This window comes from Lysinibacillus sp. FSL R7-0073 (assembly GCF_038009065.1).
Taxonomy (GTDB): domain Bacteria; phylum Bacillota; class Bacilli; order Bacillales_A; family Planococcaceae; genus Lysinibacillus; species Lysinibacillus fusiformis.
Map to the genome: position 1 here is coordinate 4,360,915 of NZ_JBBPAS010000001.1, position 20,415 is coordinate 4,381,329.

The window sequence follows — 20,415 nt, forward strand, 5'->3', positions numbered from 1 at the left end:
TTAGTTAATACCTTTCATTGCCTTTGAAATAATCGGCGATAAAACTAACAATAATATACCAATGACAATTGAAAGCGATCCTAAGAAGCCAAAGTATGTGAATTCGCTTACAACTTCATAAACCTTTACTAACTGCGCATTAATTGCTTGTGCTGCCGCACTTGTTAAAAACCATAAAGACATTGTTTGTGCAGCAAATGCTTGTGGTGCCAATTTCGTCGTAGCAGATAAACCAACTGGTGATAATAATAATTCACCTACAACTACTAAGAAGAATGACAATACTAACCACCAAGGACTAACTAATGTTTCTCCGCCAGATAAATGTGCTGGAATCATCATGACAAGGAATGATAAACCTGCAAAGAATAAGGCGTAAGAAAACTTACGTGGTGTAGTTGGCTGCTTGTCTCCCCATTTAAGCCATAACATCGCAAATAATGGTGCCATTGTTATAACAAATAGCGGGTTTAATGACTGGAACCACGAAGATTGAAGCTGAATGCTACCAATACTTAGTTGTGTACGTTCGTCTGCATACGTAGCCAGAATTGTTGCCCCTTGTTCTTGAATCGCCCAGAACATAACGGCTGACAAGAATAATGGAATATAGGCAAGAAGTCGAGATTTTTCATCTTTTGTTGTCTTTTTACTACGATACATATAAATAAAGAAGACTGTTGGAATTAATACACCTAGAGCTGTAATGATTAAACTGAATACATTCATTGTTAAAGTACCCGTTTTAATACCAATAGCACCAAGAATAATAATCAGTAAAGCAACAATACCAAATTGCGCAAAGACTTTTTTACGTTCTTCAGGCTTTAATGGGTTATTAACTTGTAAACCCGCTAAGCCTAAGTATTTTTTCTCTGTCAACTTATAAACAATTAACCCAATGAACATCCCTAAACCAGCTAAACCAAAGCCTAAGTGGAAGCTATACTTTTGTCCAATTGTTCCGACAATAAATGGTGCAATGAATGCCCCCATATTAATACCCATATAGAAAATAGAGAAGCCTGCATCACGACGGCTATCTGTTTCAGCGTAAATATCCCCAACAATACTTGAAACGTTTGGTTTTAATAACCCAGTCCCCATTACGATAAATGCCATTGAAGCAAATAGCATCGTTACACCGCCAGGCAGTGCTAGCAATAAGTGACCAATCATAATTAACACGCCACCATAAAAAATAGTTCTACGTGTTCCTAATACTCGGTCAGCAATCCATCCACCTATAATACCTGACATATAAACGAGGGAACCATAAATGGCCATAATAGAGTTCGCTGTTCCGCGGTCTAGACCTAATCCACCCTGATTCAATTCGTAATACATAAAGAAGATGAGAATTGCTCGCATACCATAATACGAGAAACGTTCCCAAAATTCTGTGAAAAACAAAGTAAAGAGCCCTTTAGGGTGTCCAACAAAGCCATTTTGAGGGACAGATTTTACAACTTCATCTTTACTAGACATACAATACCCTCTCCCAAATAAAAATATTCTCTTGAAAAAACATTATTACCCTAAAATAAGGATTAAAAAACTGTGTTTCATCATACTAAAGTGTTTTTTTAACTTTAGCAAGAGTTTTAAAAAATGTTGAAAATTTATCATTTTTCTTTAAATTCTGACTGTTCATTTTGATAATTATTAAATCCTTTGATATATCTAAGTTTTCTCACACTTCCATAGCGCAAACTTGTTTTCTGAACATTAAATTATTCTAAAATATTTAAAATTCAGATTTACAACTTTTTATCCAAATTTAAACTATCTTTTCTAAAAATTATTAAAATACGTACATGCTGTTGTTCTAGATTCTATATTCCCCTTAATCACAAAAAGCATGCCAAAATCTTTTTGGCATGCTTCAGGGTATTTTTTCATTTTATTAATTTACAACGTATTGCTGATATTTTGCATAATCCGCTTCTTTAACTTCAAGCGATAATAAAGTACCGCCCTCTTCGTATGCTGTATTAGAAACAGAGGCATGTTCATTTAAATAAGAAACAATATTCCCTTGGTCATAAGGTATGAGCATTTCACACGTCACATAATCGGAGAAAATGTGTTGACGAACTAATTGAATTAATTCTTCTAACCCTACCCCTTGTTTTGCTGAAACCCAAATATTATCCCCACTTACAACAGGGTAAGGCACTTGGGCAAGATCAGCTTTATTGTAAACATAGATGGTTGGGATACCTTCAACTCCTACCGCTTTTAACGTTTCATTTGTAACGTCCATCATAAAACCATGCTCTGAATTAGAAACATCTACGACATGTAATAAAAGATCTGCATCTCGTGCCTCTTCTAATGTGGAGCGGAACGCTTTTACTAGATGGTGAGGCAATTTGCTTACAAATCCAACTGTATCCGTTAATAAAAATGTCTTTTTATCAGGTAGCTCTATCTGACGAACTGAGGTTTCAAGCGTAGCAAAAAGCATATCCTTCTCAAAGACTTGTTTATGCTCTTCTTGTCCTATCTCTGCCAGCAACTGATTCATAATCGTTGACTTGCCAGCATTCGTATAGCCGACAATAGACACTACCGGAAGGGCATTTTTTCGTCGCTGTTTACGCTGCGTTTCTCGTTGATCTTTGACCTGCTCTAGATCCTTTTTGATTTTCGCTATTTGATCTTCAATTTTCCGACGATCCAATTCTAGCTTTGTTTCCCCAGCACCTCGGTTTTTAAAGCCACCACCTGTACCTCCGCCTTGACGGCTTAAAGAGGCATGTAAGCCCACTAAGCGTGGGAGCATATATTGAAGCTGTGCTAGTTCTACCTGCATTTGTGCCTCTCGTGTTTTCGCACGTCGGCCAAAAATATCTAAAATGAGCATTGTTCGATCTATAACTTTCGTTGCTAGATCACGCTCTAAATTACGAATTTGTGACGGTGATAGCTCATCATTAAAAATAACGAGATTTGCTTGTGCTTCTTCATAGAAATTTTTAATTTCTTCTATTTTACCTGTACCAACATAATGGGAAGGTGTCACGCGCTCTAAATTTTGCGTAACTACCCCTACAACCTCCACATTGAGAGCCTCTGCTAAATTTTGAAGCTCTTCCATTGAATAATCAAAGTGCGCATCATTCCGTAAATTTACGCCAACGAGAATAGCCTTTTCAATTAATACATCAACTTCCTTAATTCTATCCATTAGAAACCTCCCACCAAAGCCTCGGTGACCCTACGACAAATTTTCTTCATCTTACCATAAATTACACCTGTCCGTATGTTCGGAACGTTATGAAAAACGTTTCAAAAAATGCGCCTCTTAGAAAAGGCGCATTTCCTTTATTTTCTTTCTTCTTTTAATAATACTTCCGAACGGTTAAACTCTTCTTCAATTTCTTCATTATGTCTATACGTCAATAGACTAACAATAACCGCAACGATTAAACATACAAAGAAGCCTGGCACAATTTCATATAGGGCACTTGATAATGATTCAACTTTCCCCCAAATAAATGCTGTTGCAGCACCCGTTACCATTCCACTTAAAGCTCCGTAATTCGTTAACTTTCTCCAATATAAAGAAAGTAAAATGACTGGCCCAAATGCTGCACCGAATCCTGCCCATGCAAAACCAACTAAACTTAAGATCGAGCTATCTGGATTCCAGGCTAAAATTGCTGCAATAATCGCAACAACTAAAACAGCCATACGCCCTACAAAAACATAATGTTTATCAGTTGCTGTTTTGTTAAACAGTGCTTTATAAATATCCTCTACAAGTGCCGAAGAGGTAACGATTAATTGCGATGAAATGGTACTCATAACAGCAGCTAAAATGGCCGCTAGCATAATTCCAGCTATAAATGGATGGAACAAAATTTGTCCAAGTACAATAAATACTGTTTCAGCGTCTTTTAGCTCACCTGCATTTTGTTCATAATAAGCTACCCCTACTAACGCTGTCCCAATGGCGCCAAATAAACTTAACATCATCCAGCCAATACCAATACGACGAGCCTGCTTTGTTTCCTTTACAGAGCTGATGGCCATAAAGCGCACTATAATATGTGGCTGCCCAAAATAACCTAATCCCCAAGCAAGTGAGGAAATAATACCGGCAGCTGTTGCAGTGGCAGGTAACATGTTTAGAAGATCTGGGCTAACTGCTTTAATAGAAGTAATTGTATCCCCTATCCCACCTGTTACAAAAAGACCGAATAGTGGTACAGTAATAAGTGCTATAAACATGATAAGTCCTTGTAAAAAATCAGTATAACTTACTGCTAAAAATCCACCGAACAATGTATAGGCTACTACTACTGCCGAAACAATTAACAAACCTGTATGATAATCATAACCAAATGAGCTATCGAAAAATTTGCCCCCTGCTACCATCCCTGAAGATACATAAAATGTAAAAAATATTAAAATAATGATACCTGAAGCAATTCTGATTAACTTCGTATGATCTCGTAATCGATTATCCAAATAACTCGGTATTGTAATGGAATCATTGGTAACCTGTGTATAAACGCGTAACCGTGGCGCTACTAATAACCAGTTTAAATAAGCGCCTACTGTTAACCCAATGGCAATCCAAGCCTCAACAAGACCTGATAAAAAAATGGCACCAGGTAAGCCCATTAAAAGCCAGCCAGACATATCTGCTGCACCCGCACTTAGAGCCGTTACAGCCGGACCTAAGGAACGACCCCCAAGCATATAGTCTGTTAAATTGGATGTTTTAACGAATGCATACCAGCCTATCGCTAGCATGGCGACCATATAAATAATAATTGCTAATAATTGATACATATTATCTGACATACTTTTTCCTCCTATTCAGTCTTTAGTATCACCAATTCATAAAGAAATACTATACATAAAGATACCATGAACATACAATTCTACCTATAATTACTCAGAATTTTTGTGAAAATTTTTTCAAAAACATTGTTCGTTATAAAATGTGTTAAACTAGTGCCATCTATTACACAATAAAGTAGGCGAAAATGTATGACATTTGAAGAAATGAAAGTTCATCTCATAGAAAGAATTTTACAGCAACAGCTAGTTACTGCCACAATCAGTCAACCTCGCATGAAATCTAATGAAGTTAAACGCATTAAGTTAAAGCCCTTAATGTTAAAGAATAGTTATCATATACAAATTGAATACCAATATGAACGAATTTTAAAACATGAAAATATTCAATTGACCGAATTTCCCGTTAAGATGGAGGCTATTTTCGAAGATTATCGCCAAGCCCATGTTGATTTTATTGATGAAAAAGTACAAGTACAATTATCAAAAAAGAATAAAGTACTTTGGAAATCCGATCAATCGGCTACGCCTAAGCAAGTTAATTTGGCACATAATCGTAAAAAAAATTACTTACTTTCGGATGATCAACCTTACCCGTTTTTAATTCGGCTTGGCGTGCAAACAGAGGATGGAAAAGTTAAAAAACAAAAATACGATAAATTTAAGCAAATTAACCGCTTTATTGAATTTATTGACGATGCTTTATCCTACTTACCCAAAAATCGGCAAGTTCGTATTTTAGATTTTGGATCAGGCAAATCGTATTTAACGTTTGCGTTGTATCATTATTTAAAAATCGAAAAAGGTCTAGATATACGTGTAACAGGCTTAGATTTGAAAAAGGAAGTTATTGAAGAGTGTTCAAGAATAGCACAGGATCTAGGCTATGACCAGCTTGAATTTCTTGTAGGAGATATTAATGATTATAATGAGGAATCCGCTGTAGACATGGTCGTAACACTGCATGCGTGCGATGTTGCCACAGATATGGCTTTAGCCCGTGCCGTGAAATGGGGCGCAAGCGTCATATTAAGTGTACCTTGCTGCCAACATGAATTGAATCGACAACTAAATACCCCTTCATTGGACATTATGTTACAACACGGTCTTGTCAGAGAGCGTTTCGCCGCCCTTGCTACTGATTCCATTCGAGCTGAAATCTTGTCCCTTGTGGGCTATGAAGCACAGCTTCTTGAATTTATTGATATGGAAAATACGCCTAAAAATATTTTAATCCGAGCATACCGAACAGGAAAAAAAGCAAGTGTAGAGCAACGTGCTAACTATGATGCTTTCTTAAATTTATTACATGCAACACCATTTTTACAAAATGAGTTAAAAGATTATTTATAACATACAAAAATGGCAATCGGACCACCTCGGACTATAGACAAAATTTAAGTGTGGCTATAGTCTTTTTTCTTTTACAGTGTAATGAAGGAAAGCTGTTGTTTTCCATGGAAAACGTCCAGCGAAAATATTCACTCCGTCCATGGTTACCTTTGAACAGGCTACAAGCGTAGAGCAAATTCGTTGTCACCAATAATAAAAAAAACCATCGAGAGTGAAAACTTCTCGATGGTTTTGTCTACAATCTAAGGCAAGCAAGCCAACCTTATTATAGCTCTTGTCGTAAAGCATGGATGACATCAATTTTCGTCGCCTTACGAGCAGGACGATAACCTGAGATCATCGCTACTCCAATACTAATAGCTGCTGCAATAACGACTAACTGCCATGGAATAAGAGAGAATGTAATATCATTTGTAGCAAAAGCATCTTCTCCCGTCGCTGCTTTTAGAATCAAAGGTAGCACTGCATTTGCCGCAAAACTAATGGCATATGAAATGATAACCGCAATTAAGGTACCTAAAAGCCCAATAAACGTACTTTCCATTAAAAATAAACGTTGGATTAGTTTCGGACTTGCACCGATCGCTTTTAATACACCTATTTCACGAGTTCGCTCTGTCACCGCCATTGTCATCGTATTGAAAATACCGATGGAAGCAATAAGCACCGCAATCGTACCAACAAATATCAAACCGATTTTTAATACTAAGAAAAATACATTCATTTGATCTAATTGCTCCGTCACTGAATAGACACTGTAGCCATTATCTTTGAGTTTTTCTAAAATTGGCTTTACGTTTTCCATTGTATCAGCAAAAATATTGAATTCTGAGTAAAACAACTCCTCCTCGGTTGTATCACCAAGAGCGGAAAAATTCTCAAGTAATGCTGGCTTTTGTGCTATGTCCATATGAATAGTATTATCAATCATCCAATCATACGAAGGTTTCTCCATTACACCAACAATTGTATAGGTCAATTTTTCTGTTTCCTCATTGTTACCAGTGTTAGGCAATAGTGATATGTTAATGTTCTGTCCAATTAACGAATTTTTATAGCCCTCATCACTTCCATTATAATAGGTACCGTCTGCTTCAGCCTTTTTGCTTTTTTCTTTAATCACATTGCGATCGGCCTCATTCAATAATGTTTGTGCAAAATGATAGCCTACCACTATTTCATTTGGTTTTGATGGATAAGCACCTTCCGCAAGCTTGCCATTCACCTGCTCAAAATCCTTCATATCGTTCAAAACTAAACTAGAAGTTGTATCACGATCACCTAAAAAAGAATGTGTAGAGGCATTCATGCCCACCGTTTCAAGTACTGTTTCCACATGATCTATCTTTTTAATTTCTTGGACCTGATCCTCTGTAAATTGTTTATCCCCATACACTTGAATTTTCGTAACTGTTTCATTTGAAAGAATTTCATTACGTAAAGATTCCTGTATTCCAAAACCTACGGATGCTAATACAATGAGGAAAGCGCAGCCCATCGTTGCAGCTAGAACCGTCATAAAAACTCTCAATTTATTTTTCTTTATATGCTGCGTGACAAAGTCTAATTGATCCTTAAATAACATATTAAGCTTCCTCCTTTACCAGTTCGCCATCATACATACGGAAGCGTCTATGTGCGATCGTCGCCACTTCTTCATCATGAGTAATAATGACAAAGGTTAACCCAAACTCACGGTTTAAACTTTGAATAAGCATTAAAATATCTTGCTCTGTTTCTGAATCCAAACTTCCTGTTGGCTCATCTGCCAGCAATATAGGAGGATTCGTGATGAGCGCTCTTGCAATACTTACACGCTGTTGCTGCCCACCTGATAATTCATTTGGGTAATGATCGGCAACTTCTGTTAGTCCAACCTTGTCCATTATTTTTTTCACTTTTTCTTTTCTCATTGCTTTGCGCGATCCTTGTAGCTTCAAGGGTAACTCAATATTTTCGAATGCCGTCAAGCCAGGCATTAGTTGAAAGTTTTGAAAGATAAAACCGAATTGTCTCAAGCGAAATGCTGCACTTTCTGTTTCATTTAGTTGTGCTGTTTCTTTACCATTCACTTTAATAGAACCCTGCTCAACCTTCATAAATCCAGCTAAAACTTGTAATAAAGTTGACTTTCCAGAGCCACTTTTTCCGACAATTGCTACAATCTCTCCTTTATTAACCTCAAAGTTCACGCCTTTTAAAACGGGAACCTGCTTTTCCTTTCCTTTTTTTCCGATTAAAAATGTATGTTGTAAGTTTTCAACTTGAATCATTTGTTAATAAACACTCCTTTCTCACTCATTTCTCATTGTAGAAAACAATTCTTAATAAAGAGGAAGGATAAAAATGAAGATATTCTTAAGAATAAGGAGAGACTCCTACTAAAACAAATTGAATTTACACTCCCTTTACAATTCAAGTAGTATTTTCACTGATTTTCATAGTAAATCACACAAAAATCTGTACTAAACACTGTTAGTAGTTGCAAAAAACCAAGTAACAAAGGGATTTATCTGTACTATTAAGAACAAACACAGTTTAATCTCCCTTTATTTTGTGAACGAATTGTATATTACAGCAATGTAAATTTTTATGTCGAATATAAAATTTTTATGTAGATAAATTAAAGATTTTGTTATGATAGTAAAGTTTAGAGGTCGATTAATTTATTTATATCCAGGAGGATTCGATTTACATGCTTAACTCAAAAAAACAAGACCCTTTCTTTATTGCATTGCATAAAATTGCTGAAAATATGAGAGAGGCTGTGCATTACGCAAATGATTTTCGTATTAACAGTGTAGCTGACCTAAAAGAGATTAGCATTACAATGAAAAATTACGAAACTGCTGGCGATAAGCTCATTCATGAACTGATCGTAATGCTAAACAAATCATTTATGACACCTATTGAGCGTGAAGATATTTTAGAGTTTGCCATTCGTATGGATGATATTTTAGATGGTACAGAACATTGTATTGCCCATTTTGAAATGTTTTCACTCACAGAAATTGATGAATCCATGCGCACTTTCCTAGGCTATATTTCTAAAAGTGTGGATGAAATTGTCAAAGCAACTGAAGAGTTAAAGAAAAAGAATCTAATTGGTATGCGCCCTCACGCTATTCTAATTAAAGACTATGAACGTGAATGTGATGAAGTACAACGTTCTTCCATTAAACAACTGTTTTTAAACGAAAAAGATCCGATTCGCCTCATTAAATTTAAAGATATATATGAACAACTTGAAGATATCGCTGATCATTGTCAAAACGTAGCTAATACTATGGAAACAATTATCATGCGTAACGCATAATTAGGAGATGGGCACTTTACAATGAATACAATCATTATACTAACCGTACTGGTCGTCATCTTTGCCCTAACATTTGACTTTATCAACGGCTTCCATGATACTGCAAATGCTATTGCAACGTCGGTTTCCACTCGAGCATTGCCACCTCGTGTAGCGATCATCATGGCCGCAACCATGAACTTTATCGGCGCTATCACTTTTGTAGGGGTTGCTAAAGCTTTAACAAAAGACATTGTAGATCCGTTTTCTTTAAATGCCTTTGAAGGAGACACAACCGGTTCAGTCGTTATTTTGGCCGCACTAATTTCAGCTATCATTTGGAATTTACTTACATGGTATTTCGGTATTCCATCGAGTTCTTCCCACACATTGATTGGCTCTATAGCAGGTGCTGCTGTCGCATCTGCTGGCTTCGATGTATTAAACTATGGCGGCTTTACTAAAATCCTTATGGCGTTAGTGTTTTCTCCAATACTGGCTATTTGTGCTGGTTTTATTATGATGACACTATTTAAATTATGGTTTAAAAACCTTAACTTATATCGCACTAATAAAGGTTTCCGTACGATGCAAATTTTCACCGCAGCCATTCAATCGTTCACACATGGTACGAACGATGCGCAAAAAGCAATGGGGATTATGACAATGGCTTTAATCGCTGGAGGGTTGCATAGCGGTGATGAAATACCTTTCTGGGTACGTGCTGCTGCTGCCACAGCTATGGGTCTAGGTACATCTATTGGTGGTTATAAAATTATTAAAACCGTTGGCGGTAAGATTATGAAAATTCGTCCTGTTAATGGGGTAGCGGCAGACTTAGCGTCAGCAACAGTTATTTTTGGTGCGACGTTAATCCATCTACCTGTATCTACAACACATGTTATTTCTTCATCGATTATGGGTGTTGGTTCTGCACAGCGTGTACGTGGCGTTAACTGGGGAATGGCCCGCAAGATTGTTACTACTTGGGTTATTACAATGCCTATTTCAGCCGTAATGGCATCCGTTATTTATTTCGTCCTATCATTATTCTTTTAATAACAAGGCTCCTGTCTAATAAATGGACAGGAGTCTTTAGTTTGTCACACGACAAAATGTGACACATCCTTTAAACTAATTGAAAAGGGGGATACATAAACAACTATGAAAACTTTTTCAACTTTTATTACCACACATGCAAAAGCAATCGTAGCTCTGTGGATTATTATTTTTCTAGCCATGGCTTATTTTGCTTTACAGCTTCCTGGTAAGCTTCAAGGGGATGGCTTTTTTGTTGAAGCGGATCATAACTATGTCACAAAAGAGCTAGCAAAAACATTCGATATACCAACCAATACAATCTTGGTTGTGTTCGATCCAGCTCAGGATAAGAAAATTGAAGATACTTTAAATAAACTCGATCACATAAAGGAAATACATTCCATCCAGTCACCTTTAGAGGACTCTTCTTTACGTAAAGATGGGATTGCCTATGCTATGGTCCATTTAAAAAACGATGCTGAAAACCTTTCTGAAATCGTTGAGGATGTCCGTTCATTAATTGAAGAAGACGGAGTTCATATTACGGGTGGACCAGTTATTTCTGCTGACATTAATACAGCCAGCCAAAAGGATTTAGCATCTGCTGAGGCCATTGGGTTACCTATTGCCATTATCGTCCTATTATTGGCTTTTGGTACGGTTATTGCTTCTATTTTGCCCATTATCATTGGGGTTGTTACAGTTGTAACCGCCTTTGGTATTATGACATTACTTAGCGGTAGCGTGAATCTATCCATTTTCGTTTTAAATATTGTTCCAATGCTTGGTCTTGCTTTAAGTATTGATTTCGCACTATTGTTTATTAATCGTTACCGTGAAGAGCGTGCTCACACATCTATTACACAAGCTATTCAAATTGCCATCCAGACAGCAGGACGCTCCATCATCTTTTCTGCAGTATGTGTCATGATTGGTTTAGGTGCAATGATCGTCATTGATGTAGAAATATTCCATAATATCGCTCTAGGAGGCACCATAGTAGTTCTATTAGCTGTTCTTTCCGGCTTAACCTTACTCCCTGCGACGATGATGCTTTTAGGCGACCGACTCAATAAATGGCGTCTATTACGTGTTAAACCAGGAGGCGCAAATCGTTGGCGGAGCTTTGCAGGTTTTGTCATGAAACATCCAGTAACAATCGTAATTGCTGCATTATTAATACTTGGTATCGGAATGCTCCCATTAAAGGACATCCAATTAACGATTCCTCAGGTAGATTCCCTACCGACAAAATATGATGCACGTGTAGCGTACGATAAATTAGATGAAACGTTTGGACTCGGTGAAACATCTACTTTATATTTGTTAGCTGAACGTAAAGAAGGCTGGGAGGATGCTGAAGCTAGGGAGCTGATTTACACTATTCAAGAAAAGTTATTAAAAGATCCACTTGTTACTAATGTTTCAACTATCTATACAGCCGCAAACATTCCAACACCTAAGGAACTTTCTGCTTCTTTAGCAATCCCACAGGTGGCGGAGCAATTAAAACCGGTTATTCAAACCTTTTCAAAAGATACAAAGCTATTCATCCCAATTACCATTGATGCAGCTGGTTCTTCCACTACTGCCCAAAAATTTGCACGAACTTGGATGGATAAAGATTTAGGTGTACACTTTGCACTTGGAGGACCCGCAAAATTTAACCAAGAGATATTTGATGAGATCGCTAATAAAATTGTTTTAGCGATAGCCATAATCATCGTGTCCACTTTCTTTATTTTAATGCTGGCATTCCGTTCAGTATTAATTCCGTTAAAGGCCATTATTATGAACATTATTGGGCTTTCCTCTGCCTTCGGAATACTCGTCTATATTTTCCAATACGGACATTTTGGCATTGAGGCAGGATCGATTGTATTGATTATCCCAGTTATTGTTTTCTGTCTTGTTTTTGGCTTAAGTATGGACTACGAAGTCTTTTTAATTTCTCGTATCCAAGAGGAATATTTAAAAGGCGCCAACAATACACACGCTACAATAGAGGGACTGACATCCACAAGTCGGATTATTACTTCAGCAGCGCTCATTATGATTGTTATTACAGGAGCGTTTGCCTTCACAGATGTCATGCCTGTGAAACAAATTGGTGTTGGTATAGCCATTGCTGTTGCTATTGATGCCACAATCATTCGTCTTATGCTTGTACCAAGTCTCATGAAACTATTTGGTGATTGGAACTGGTGGCTTCCTTTCGCAAAGAAAAATAAATAATAAAAAATCCGCCTCCTTGTTCAAGGAAGCGGATTTTTTCTCTATGCATAAATACTGTTATACCACTCTTTTGCTGCGTGAACTTCAGGAATCGTTAGCTGATGTCCGAAATCAAACCAGTTCGTCGTCACAGTCGCACCCGCCGAACTTAAAAGAGCCTCTAAATCCTCTGATTCTTGTGCTGTACACATCGGATCATTTGTACCTGCACCTATAAAAACAGGGATAGCAGATAGCTTAGGTAGCTCTATCCCTCGTCTCGGCACCATTGGATGATGTAATATAGCCCCTGCTAAAACGTCCTCGTAGTGGAATAATAAGCTAGCCGCAATATTAGCACCGTTTGAATAACCGATAGCTACAATTCGTTGACGATCAAAGCCATATTGCTGTGACGCCTCGTTCAAAAATTCATTCAGTTCCTTTGTACGAATGATTAAATCCTCTATATCAAAGACACCTTCCGCTAGTCGACGGAAAAACCTTGGCATTCCATGTTCTAGTACATTACCTCGTACACTTAATATATTGGCTGTATCATCAATTTCCTTGGCAAGTCCAATTAAGCTTTCTTCATTACCACCCGTGCCATGCAACATCAATAGAGTTGGTTTTGTTTCGTCTGTACCTTTATAAAAAATGTGTTTCATTGACAGTCCACCTCTCAATTATCTTGAATTCGAGATAATTGTAGCCTGTGGCAAAATTAAATTCAAGCTCTTTGACTTATTAATTTCGCGATTTTCACGATTTGGTTGTTCCTCATGGTTTTTATAAAAATTAGTTATAGTAAAAACTGATAGTAAACACGCCACAATCACAACAACAATAACAATTCCCACTAGTTTTTTCCCGTTCATTTTATGATAATCCCCCGTATTTATTATTTCTTTTTACGAAAGCCTTCTTCTAGCAAATATTCTTTTGCTGCATCATACGTACCAAACGCCTCTTCAAGATTTTCCCCATGGTAGACATTCCAAGAACGTTGTTCAAATACTAGCTGTAATTGATCACCCTCTCGACTATGCCAAATCTCGATAATCGGTTCTTCCGTCTCTACCTCTTCAGATAGATATTGAATAGCATCCGCAATAATCTCACGAAGTTGTTGCTCATCATAATCACGGATATTTACTAATCCTTTATTAGCCTCTTGCTCATAGCGCAATAAATCTCCAACAAAGATAAAGCCATTGCCATTCGGATGTAGCTTTTCAACTACAATTGTCTTTTCATAAAGACTGTCCATAAAGTGATAATTTAAGCGTTTTAATGATATTTCCTTTTTCGTTAGTTCAGAAAATGATTCAATAATTGCTTGTTTTTGTTCAAATGTTAGCATATAAAAAATGCTCCTTTTCTTTACAATCTATCTAACAGTATAACTTATTTTTTCCTGTTATATTGTGTACATTCTCATCATTTTTACAAAGAAAATAGGATAAGCTATTTTCTAGCTTATCCTACCCAAATTAGGGTGTTTGATTAAATATTTTCTCACGCGCAAATTTGATCACATGTGCAACATACAATTCTCGATAAGGAACAAATTGTGCCGTTCCAACTGGTCTGACAATTTTCACACGTTGACCATCAGGGAAGTATTCGTATCCTTCAATATTAAGTGTCGTCGTTTCTCCCAAGAAGAAAGCTTCGGCCTCATTCAGTCTTGCTCTTACTACACCTGATACTTCCTCATATTGTAAAGCAAAGGAATTCCAATCATGCTCGAAAGGATATATGTAGACATGGCAAAATTCATTATCAATCATATTTTCAGAAACGATACTACAAGAGGTCATGCCCATTTTGACAACATCTTGGACATCTATTTGGAGCCCTAATTCTTCTTTTACTTCTCGTATACCTGATTCCACTGTTTCAACAGCTAAAAGATGGCCTGCTGCTGTAATATCGAGTAAACCTGGATAATCCTTTTTCTGCGAGCTTCGTACTTGAAAATAAATATAGTCCTCATTGACAAGCCAGCAATGAAATGTCTCATGCCAAAGCCCTTTTTCATGTACTTCCGACCGCGTAGCTGTCCCAATTTCCTCATGCCGTTCATTAAATACCTTTACAATTTCTTGTTCCATTGTTTCGACTCCTATACTGATTTCGTCGCTTTTTTCTTAATTGCATTACGTTGATCATAAATATTGGATACGATAACTTTCAATACTGCATAAAATGGTACAGCAATAATAATTCCTATAAAGCCTGCAATATTCCCTGCTGCTAGAATAATTGTAATAACAGTTAGTGGATGGATATCGAGCGATTTTCCCATCACGTTAGGTGTAATAAAGTTGCTATCAATTTGTTGAGCAACAAGTGTCACAACGGATACCCAAACAACTAAAATAGGGTCCTGAATAACCGCTACAATTAGGGCTGGCGTAAATGCGATCCACGGCCCAATAAATGGAATCATATTCATAAAGAATGCAAAGATTACTAATAATAACGAATATTCTAATCCAATAATTAAGTAACCCACATACATAATTAGCGCTAATAAAAAACTAATTTGCAGTTGGCCCTGAATATAACTACGTAAAACATCATCAATTTCACTCAATGTTTTCTTTACCCATTGCTGACGTTCGCCACTGAAATATTTATAAATAGATGGTGCAAATTTCTCATGATCCTTCAACATAAAAATAAAGAAGAATGGAATTAAAACAGCTAATAATGATACAGACACAATGGATTGTAAAAAGGAAATAAACCCTTTACTCGCCACCATTGCAACATCTTGCACAGAGTTCGCCATTTTTTCAATTACATCATTTACCTGCTGTGGGAAGTTATCTTTATTGAGTAGTACATAGTCTGTTAATTGCTGAATACTCGTACTAATACTTGAACTAATCATAGGGGCATTCTTCACTAATTTATTGACCTGCTCGGCAATCGGGTTCCCAATAATCCAGCCAAAAACCCCTGCAATCCCTATGAGGCCGAACACAATCGTCAATATGCTTGCCCATCTAGGGAATTTACGCTTTTCTAAAAATCTCTGAATCGGTTCAGTCACATAATAAAAGACACCCCCGAGTAGTAAAGGGATAAAAATGGCTTTTAAAATGATAACTAGAGGTGAAAAAATCCAATGAATCTCTATAAAATATTTAATAATTAATAGTGTAAGTAGTATCCCTACACCTACTTGAAACCAAACCTTCCTCGTCACTTTCATTCACTTCCTTTAATCGCCGTTACTCAAGATACTACTGATATATTAACCATTTCGCAAGTATCCTAGTATGTTTTGACTCAATCAATTTTTTCTGTGCGAATTTAATACCAGATTTTCACGTTTACTTATAAAGTTCCCTTCAAACAAACTAAAAAATTCGCTCACTTCCACTATACTAGTCGTGGAAGTGTAGCGAATTTCAGTATTTATTATAGCGAGGAATCGTCTACAGAATTTAGGTATGCCTCAATCTCACCAATAACTGATTCGACACAGCCATCTTCAAATGGTGAAATTAAGCCTGCCTCTTTTACAAGCTTTGTAAATGACATGGATCCACCTAAACCACATAGATGAATATAGTCTTTCCAAGCCGCCTCAAATTCTTCACGTGAACGCTTCCAGAATTGGAAGGCACAAATTTGTGCTAGCGTGTAATCAATATAGTAGAACGGACTAGCATAAATGTGACCCTGACGTTGCCAAATCCCACCTGCTTCGAGGTAGCTATTGTGATCATAGTCACGATGTGGCAAATATGTTTCCTCAATTTTCTTCCATGCTGCCTTACGCTCAGCTGGTGTCATTGTAGGATTTTCATAAATAATATGTTGGAATTCATCAACTGCAACACCATATGGTAAGAATAAAAGACCACTACTTAAATGTGTAAATTTATATTTTTCTGTATCTTCTTTAAAGAATAGCTCCATCCATGGCCATGTGAAAAATTCCATACTCATGGAATGGATTTCACAAGATTCGTAAGTTGGCCATAAGTATTCAGGAATGCCGATGTTACGGCTTGAATAAACTTGGAAGGCATGTCCGGCTTCATGTGTTAACACATCGATGTCACCTGAAGTGCCGTTAAAATTCGAGAAAATGTACGGAGAATGATAGTTTTCGATAAATGTACAATACCCGCCACTCTCTTTTCCTTTCTTCGCCACTAGGTCCATAAGGTCATGATCGATCATAAAATTGAAAAACTCTCCTGTTTCAGGTGATAGCTCTTCATACATCTTTTTACCATTTGCCACAATCCATTCTGGATCACCCTTTGGCGTCGCATTGCCTGATAAAAAGTTCAGTGCTTCATCATAGAATTTTAAATCGTCAATCCCAATACGCTTCGCCTGACGCTCATACAGCTTTGTCGCTACAGGAACAATTAAGTCGCGAACTTGATCACGGAATTTCTTCACCATCTCAGCGTTATAATCAATACGATTCATTCGAATATAACCAAGCTCAACATAGTTGTTATAGCCTAGTTTAACTGCAATTTCATGGCGTACTTTTACAAGTTCATCGTATAAGCGATCAAATTCCTCTTCATGCTCCGCAAAGAAACCAAAGCGTGCATTTGTTGCTTCTTTACGTGTAGCTCTATCTGTAGACTCCGCAAACGGTCCAAGCTGAGCAAGTGTTAAAGTCTCACCATTAAATTCGATTTGTGCCGATGCTACAAGCTTATTATACTCAGAAGCTAGCTTATTTTCTTTTTGCATCAAATCAATGACTTCTGGTGAGAACCCTTTAATTTGATAGTTAGCGAGATCGAATAATTGTTGACCCCATTTTTCTTCTAGTTGCTCACGGAAAGGTGAGGCAATCAATGCTTTATAATATTCTGTTGTTACTTCTTCTAGCTCAGGACTAACTTCATCGAAATAGTCGCGCTCTGCTTGATAAAATTCATCGTTTGTATCGATCGAAGCACGAATATACACTAAGTTAGCCATTGTAGCAAAGTCATTACTGATAGCATTTAATTTTTCAATGATGCTACTTTGTTCGTCCATCGATTGCGCTTTTTTAAATTGGTCGACGAGCGCTAATTGTTGCTCTTTCATCCCCGCAACATGTGGACGGTTGTACTCATAGTCTTTAAACGTTTTCATTGAAGTCCCCTCTTTCTGTCATATACCCCGTGATATTTCTATTATATGTCAAATCTTAGCTATTAAGAAACAATTTTTTAATAACCTACAATATATGTTTTTAGTAATGCCGCTCGCTCTCTTATTTTTAGTTTAGCTTCTACCGACTTTGGCGTTTTAGCTGACACTACATCTACTTCAAAATCTAAAGACTCGGCTAAATATTTTGCACGTTTTAGGTGGAAGTCATTTGAAACAATCGTAATTTTCTTTGTTTCCTTTGGTAAAAGTTCTTTAGAAAACACTAAATTTTCATACGTGGAGGTGGACTGATCCTCCTCGATAATTCTTGTAGCATCAATACCATTTTGCTCGAGATACTCTCTCATTACAGATGCCTCCGTTCGATCTTCATCTCGTCCTTGTCCCCCTGACACAATGACCTTCACTTGGGGATACTTTACTAAATATGGAACGGCCACCTCTAATCTACTTTTTAAAGAAAGTGATGGTACACCTCCTGGTTTTACTTTCGCTCCCAGTATGATCATATAATTAGCCGAGCCATCTGCCTTTGCTTCCACCCCACGTTCAATTTCCTTTCCCAACCAAATATAGAAGACAATTGCTATAACTATTAAAACAACACCTACTCTAATCAACCATTTTTTCACAAATCAACCCTCCCTTACCTTTTATTAACGTGACTACAGAAAAAAAGGATGCTTGATTACCAAGCACCCCTAATAATTTTATCTTAAAATAAATCGTTTAATGGATTCCTGTAACGCTGTAATCTCATCTGTTAAATCATTGGAAGATTCACTAATAAGCTGAATCGCTCGTTGTTGCTCATCTACCGATGCTGTCACCTCTTCAGAAGCAGCGGCATTTTTTTCACTGATCATTGCAATACTTTCAATGGATTTCATCATATCATTCTTAGCGCTATTTACATATTCTACGCCATCGGTCATATCTCCAATAATTGAAATGATTTTTTCCACAGCCATTTTGATTTCTTTGAAGGAAGACTCTGTTACCATGACAGAATCATTTTGTTGACTTACAATGATGTGAGTTTTCTGCATTTCATCATTGACTAAATTTGTTTCACTCTCAATCCCCTTTAAGGTAGTGCGAACTAGCTCCGTTGCTACGGATGTTTGATCAGCTAGCTTTCGTACTTCCTCTGCGACCACAGCAAATCCTTTGCCATGTTCACCTGCTCGTGCAGCCTCAATAGATGCATTTAGAGCAAGGAGATTGGTTTGATCAGAAATCTCTGTAATTGTCCCTACAATGCCTTCAATTTCGCGTACCTTCACAATTAAACTTCCAAAAACGGACTGAATATTCTGAATAAGTATTGAAGATTCCTGCGACTTATCCTTTAAACTAGCGATATTAACGATACCCTCTTCATTTGATTTTTGCATATGTTGTGATGCATCTAGCATTAATTCATTTTTATCGTGCAATCCTTCAATTTGTTGAGCAAACTCAGTAGCTGTTCGATTTGTATCTTCCGCCTCTGATGCTTGTTTTACGGCGCCATTCGATACTTCATTAATAGCTTTAACGATTTCATCGCCATAAGCATTGGTTTCTTCAGCAACCGCGGTTAAATTTGACGATGTCGATTGAATTTCTACAATTGCTTCTTCTACATCTGAAATTAGTGTTTTTAATTGATCAACCATTTCATTGAAGCCCTCATTTAACTGGCCAATTTCATCTGTACGCTGTAAATGCTCAATATCTACAGTTAAATTGCCCTTTGCTACTTCACGTACGCGTTGCGATAATTTTTTGACTGGTAATGCCAAATGCCTAGAGACTATAATAACAACCATAACACCTATGATAATAGCACCCGCTAACGTCAAACCAATGACTACTAGTAACGAGTTTGCCTCTGCATTAAAATCCTGCATATATGTACCTGATGCAATAATCCATCCCCAATGTGGATCTTTTGCTGAATAAATAATTTTATCCGCCAATACATTCTGGCCTGGTAGCTCAAATTCGTATTTAGTAAAACCTCCACCATCCAATGCTCGGTCAGTTACTTCCCGAATAAAGTAATTTCCACTACTATCTTGATCGTTCCAAAGATTATCACCTTCTCGAGTAGGGTGTGTTGTTAATGTTCCCTTATCATCTAATACATAGATATAGCCGTATTCCCCCAAGTCACCTGGATAATTAATTGGCCGCTTCCCTTCACTATCCTTAGGTCCCAAGAAAGCCTCGCGTACCCGTTCCTGTGCTACATCTAAAGGTATATCTCCCTTTTCGACACTTTCATTGGCGAGTTCAATTATTTGCAAAGCAGATTGAACACTATTATAAATTACTTGCTCTCCTATATCCTCCATACCATTCTTCGCCTTACTATAACTAACCACGCCAATTATTAAACTTGGAATAATTAGTAGTGCCAATGAAATAACGACTAGTTTCCCCTGTATCGAACGTAAAAACCTCATACTTTAGCCCCCCTTATTCTTCTCGTTCAAAGAGTATATTAACTTATATTATGTTATGATTTGGAAGTTTCCGCAATGGATAAAACG

Annotated in this window: 16 protein-coding genes; 4 read left to right on the forward strand and 12 right to left on the reverse strand. The window is 37.1% G+C overall.

From position 1 onward, the window contains the following. The 3 genes from MKY88_RS21895 to putP all read right to left on the reverse strand — a co-directional run bounded on the left by MKY88_RS21895 (position 1) and on the right by putP (position 4,818). Entirely contained in the window at positions 1-1,488 is a 1,488-nt protein-coding gene (locus MKY88_RS21895) for a peptide MFS transporter (RefSeq protein ID WP_193833268.1), read from the reverse strand. 418 nt (positions 1,489-1,906) lie between these two features. Beyond that, positions 1,907-3,193 (reverse strand): GTPase HflX, encoded by a 1,287-nt coding sequence (gene hflX, locus MKY88_RS21900; RefSeq protein ID WP_340814700.1) that lies wholly within the window; start codon positions 3,191-3,193, stop codon positions 1,907-1,909. Between the two features lie 137 nt (positions 3,194-3,330). Beyond that, positions 3,331-4,818: a sodium/proline symporter PutP gene (putP, locus tag MKY88_RS21905; RefSeq protein WP_193833270.1), complete on the reverse strand. Its 1,488-nt coding sequence runs from the start codon at positions 4,816-4,818 to the stop codon at positions 3,331-3,333. Positions 4,819-5,007: 189 nt separating this feature from the next. Between putP and MKY88_RS21910 the strand changes: the two genes are divergently transcribed. Beyond that, on the forward strand, positions 5,008-6,168 hold the full coding sequence (locus MKY88_RS21910) for a class I SAM-dependent methyltransferase (protein ID WP_193833271.1): 1,161 nt from the start codon (positions 5,008-5,010) through the stop codon (positions 6,166-6,168). 265 nt (positions 6,169-6,433) lie between these two features. Here the strand turns inward: MKY88_RS21910 and MKY88_RS21915 are convergent, their stop codons facing one another. Both MKY88_RS21915 and MKY88_RS21920 read right to left on the reverse strand, forming a co-directional pair. Beyond that, positions 6,434-7,753: an ABC transporter permease gene (locus tag MKY88_RS21915; protein WP_340814701.1), complete on the reverse strand. Its 1,320-nt coding sequence runs from the start codon at positions 7,751-7,753 to the stop codon at positions 6,434-6,436. 1 nt (position 7,754) lies between these two features. Next, positions 7,755-8,441, reverse strand: a complete 687-nt coding sequence (locus tag MKY88_RS21920; protein ID WP_069482879.1) for an ABC transporter ATP-binding protein — start codon at positions 8,439-8,441, stop codon at positions 7,755-7,757. Positions 8,442-8,863: 422 nt separating this feature from the next. Here MKY88_RS21920 and MKY88_RS21925 point away from each other — a divergent pair, with 422 nt between their 5' ends. The 3 genes from MKY88_RS21925 to MKY88_RS21935 all read left to right on the forward strand — a co-directional run bounded on the left by MKY88_RS21925 (position 8,864) and on the right by MKY88_RS21935 (position 12,739). Beyond that, positions 8,864-9,484: a DUF47 domain-containing protein gene (locus MKY88_RS21925; protein ID WP_008175190.1), complete on the forward strand. Its 621-nt coding sequence runs from the start codon at positions 8,864-8,866 to the stop codon at positions 9,482-9,484. A 21-nt stretch (positions 9,485-9,505) separates the two neighbouring features. Beyond that, the gene (locus MKY88_RS21930) at positions 9,506-10,522 is read left to right on the forward strand and encodes an inorganic phosphate transporter (protein ID WP_036121178.1); all 1,017 of its coding nucleotides are present in this window, start codon (positions 9,506-9,508) and stop codon (positions 10,520-10,522) included. Between the two features lie 105 nt (positions 10,523-10,627). Next, complete coding sequence (locus MKY88_RS21935) at positions 10,628-12,739, forward strand: MMPL family transporter (protein ID WP_340814702.1); 2,112 nt, start codon at positions 10,628-10,630, stop codon at positions 12,737-12,739. Positions 12,740-12,780: 41 nt separating this feature from the next. On the opposite strand, the gene MKY88_RS21940 is transcribed toward MKY88_RS21935, so the two are convergent. The 7 genes from MKY88_RS21940 to MKY88_RS21970 all read right to left on the reverse strand — a co-directional run bounded on the left by MKY88_RS21940 (position 12,781) and on the right by MKY88_RS21970 (position 20,328). After that, positions 12,781-13,389 (reverse strand): alpha/beta hydrolase, encoded by a 609-nt coding sequence (locus MKY88_RS21940; RefSeq protein WP_340814703.1) that lies wholly within the window; start codon positions 13,387-13,389, stop codon positions 12,781-12,783. A 233-nt stretch (positions 13,390-13,622) separates the two neighbouring features. Further along, positions 13,623-14,084 carry a hypothetical protein gene (locus tag MKY88_RS21945; RefSeq protein ID WP_069482882.1) on the reverse strand — a complete coding sequence of 154 codons (462 nt, stop codon included), beginning with the start codon at positions 14,082-14,084 and terminating at the stop codon, positions 13,623-13,625. 130 nt (positions 14,085-14,214) lie between these two features. After that, a complete protein-coding gene (locus MKY88_RS21950) occupies positions 14,215-14,838 on the reverse strand; it encodes an NUDIX hydrolase (protein WP_328204868.1) in 624 nt (207 codons plus the stop codon). Between the two features lie 11 nt (positions 14,839-14,849). Next, a complete protein-coding gene (locus tag MKY88_RS21955; protein ID WP_008175205.1) occupies positions 14,850-15,947 on the reverse strand; it encodes an AI-2E family transporter in 1,098 nt (365 codons plus the stop codon). Positions 15,948-16,156: 209 nt separating this feature from the next. After that, positions 16,157-17,854, reverse strand: coding sequence for a M3 family oligoendopeptidase (locus MKY88_RS21960; protein ID WP_291754268.1), 1,698 nt, complete (start codon positions 17,852-17,854; stop codon positions 16,157-16,159). Positions 17,855-17,931: 77 nt separating this feature from the next. Next, positions 17,932-18,507, reverse strand: a complete 576-nt coding sequence (locus MKY88_RS21965; RefSeq protein ID WP_340814704.1) for a YdcF family protein — start codon at positions 18,505-18,507, stop codon at positions 17,932-17,934. Between the two features lie 78 nt (positions 18,508-18,585). Continuing rightward, positions 18,586-20,328 carry a methyl-accepting chemotaxis protein gene (locus tag MKY88_RS21970; protein WP_340814705.1) on the reverse strand — a complete coding sequence of 581 codons (1,743 nt, stop codon included), beginning with the start codon at positions 20,326-20,328 and terminating at the stop codon, positions 18,586-18,588. Positions 20,329-20,415: the final 87 nt, after the last annotated feature.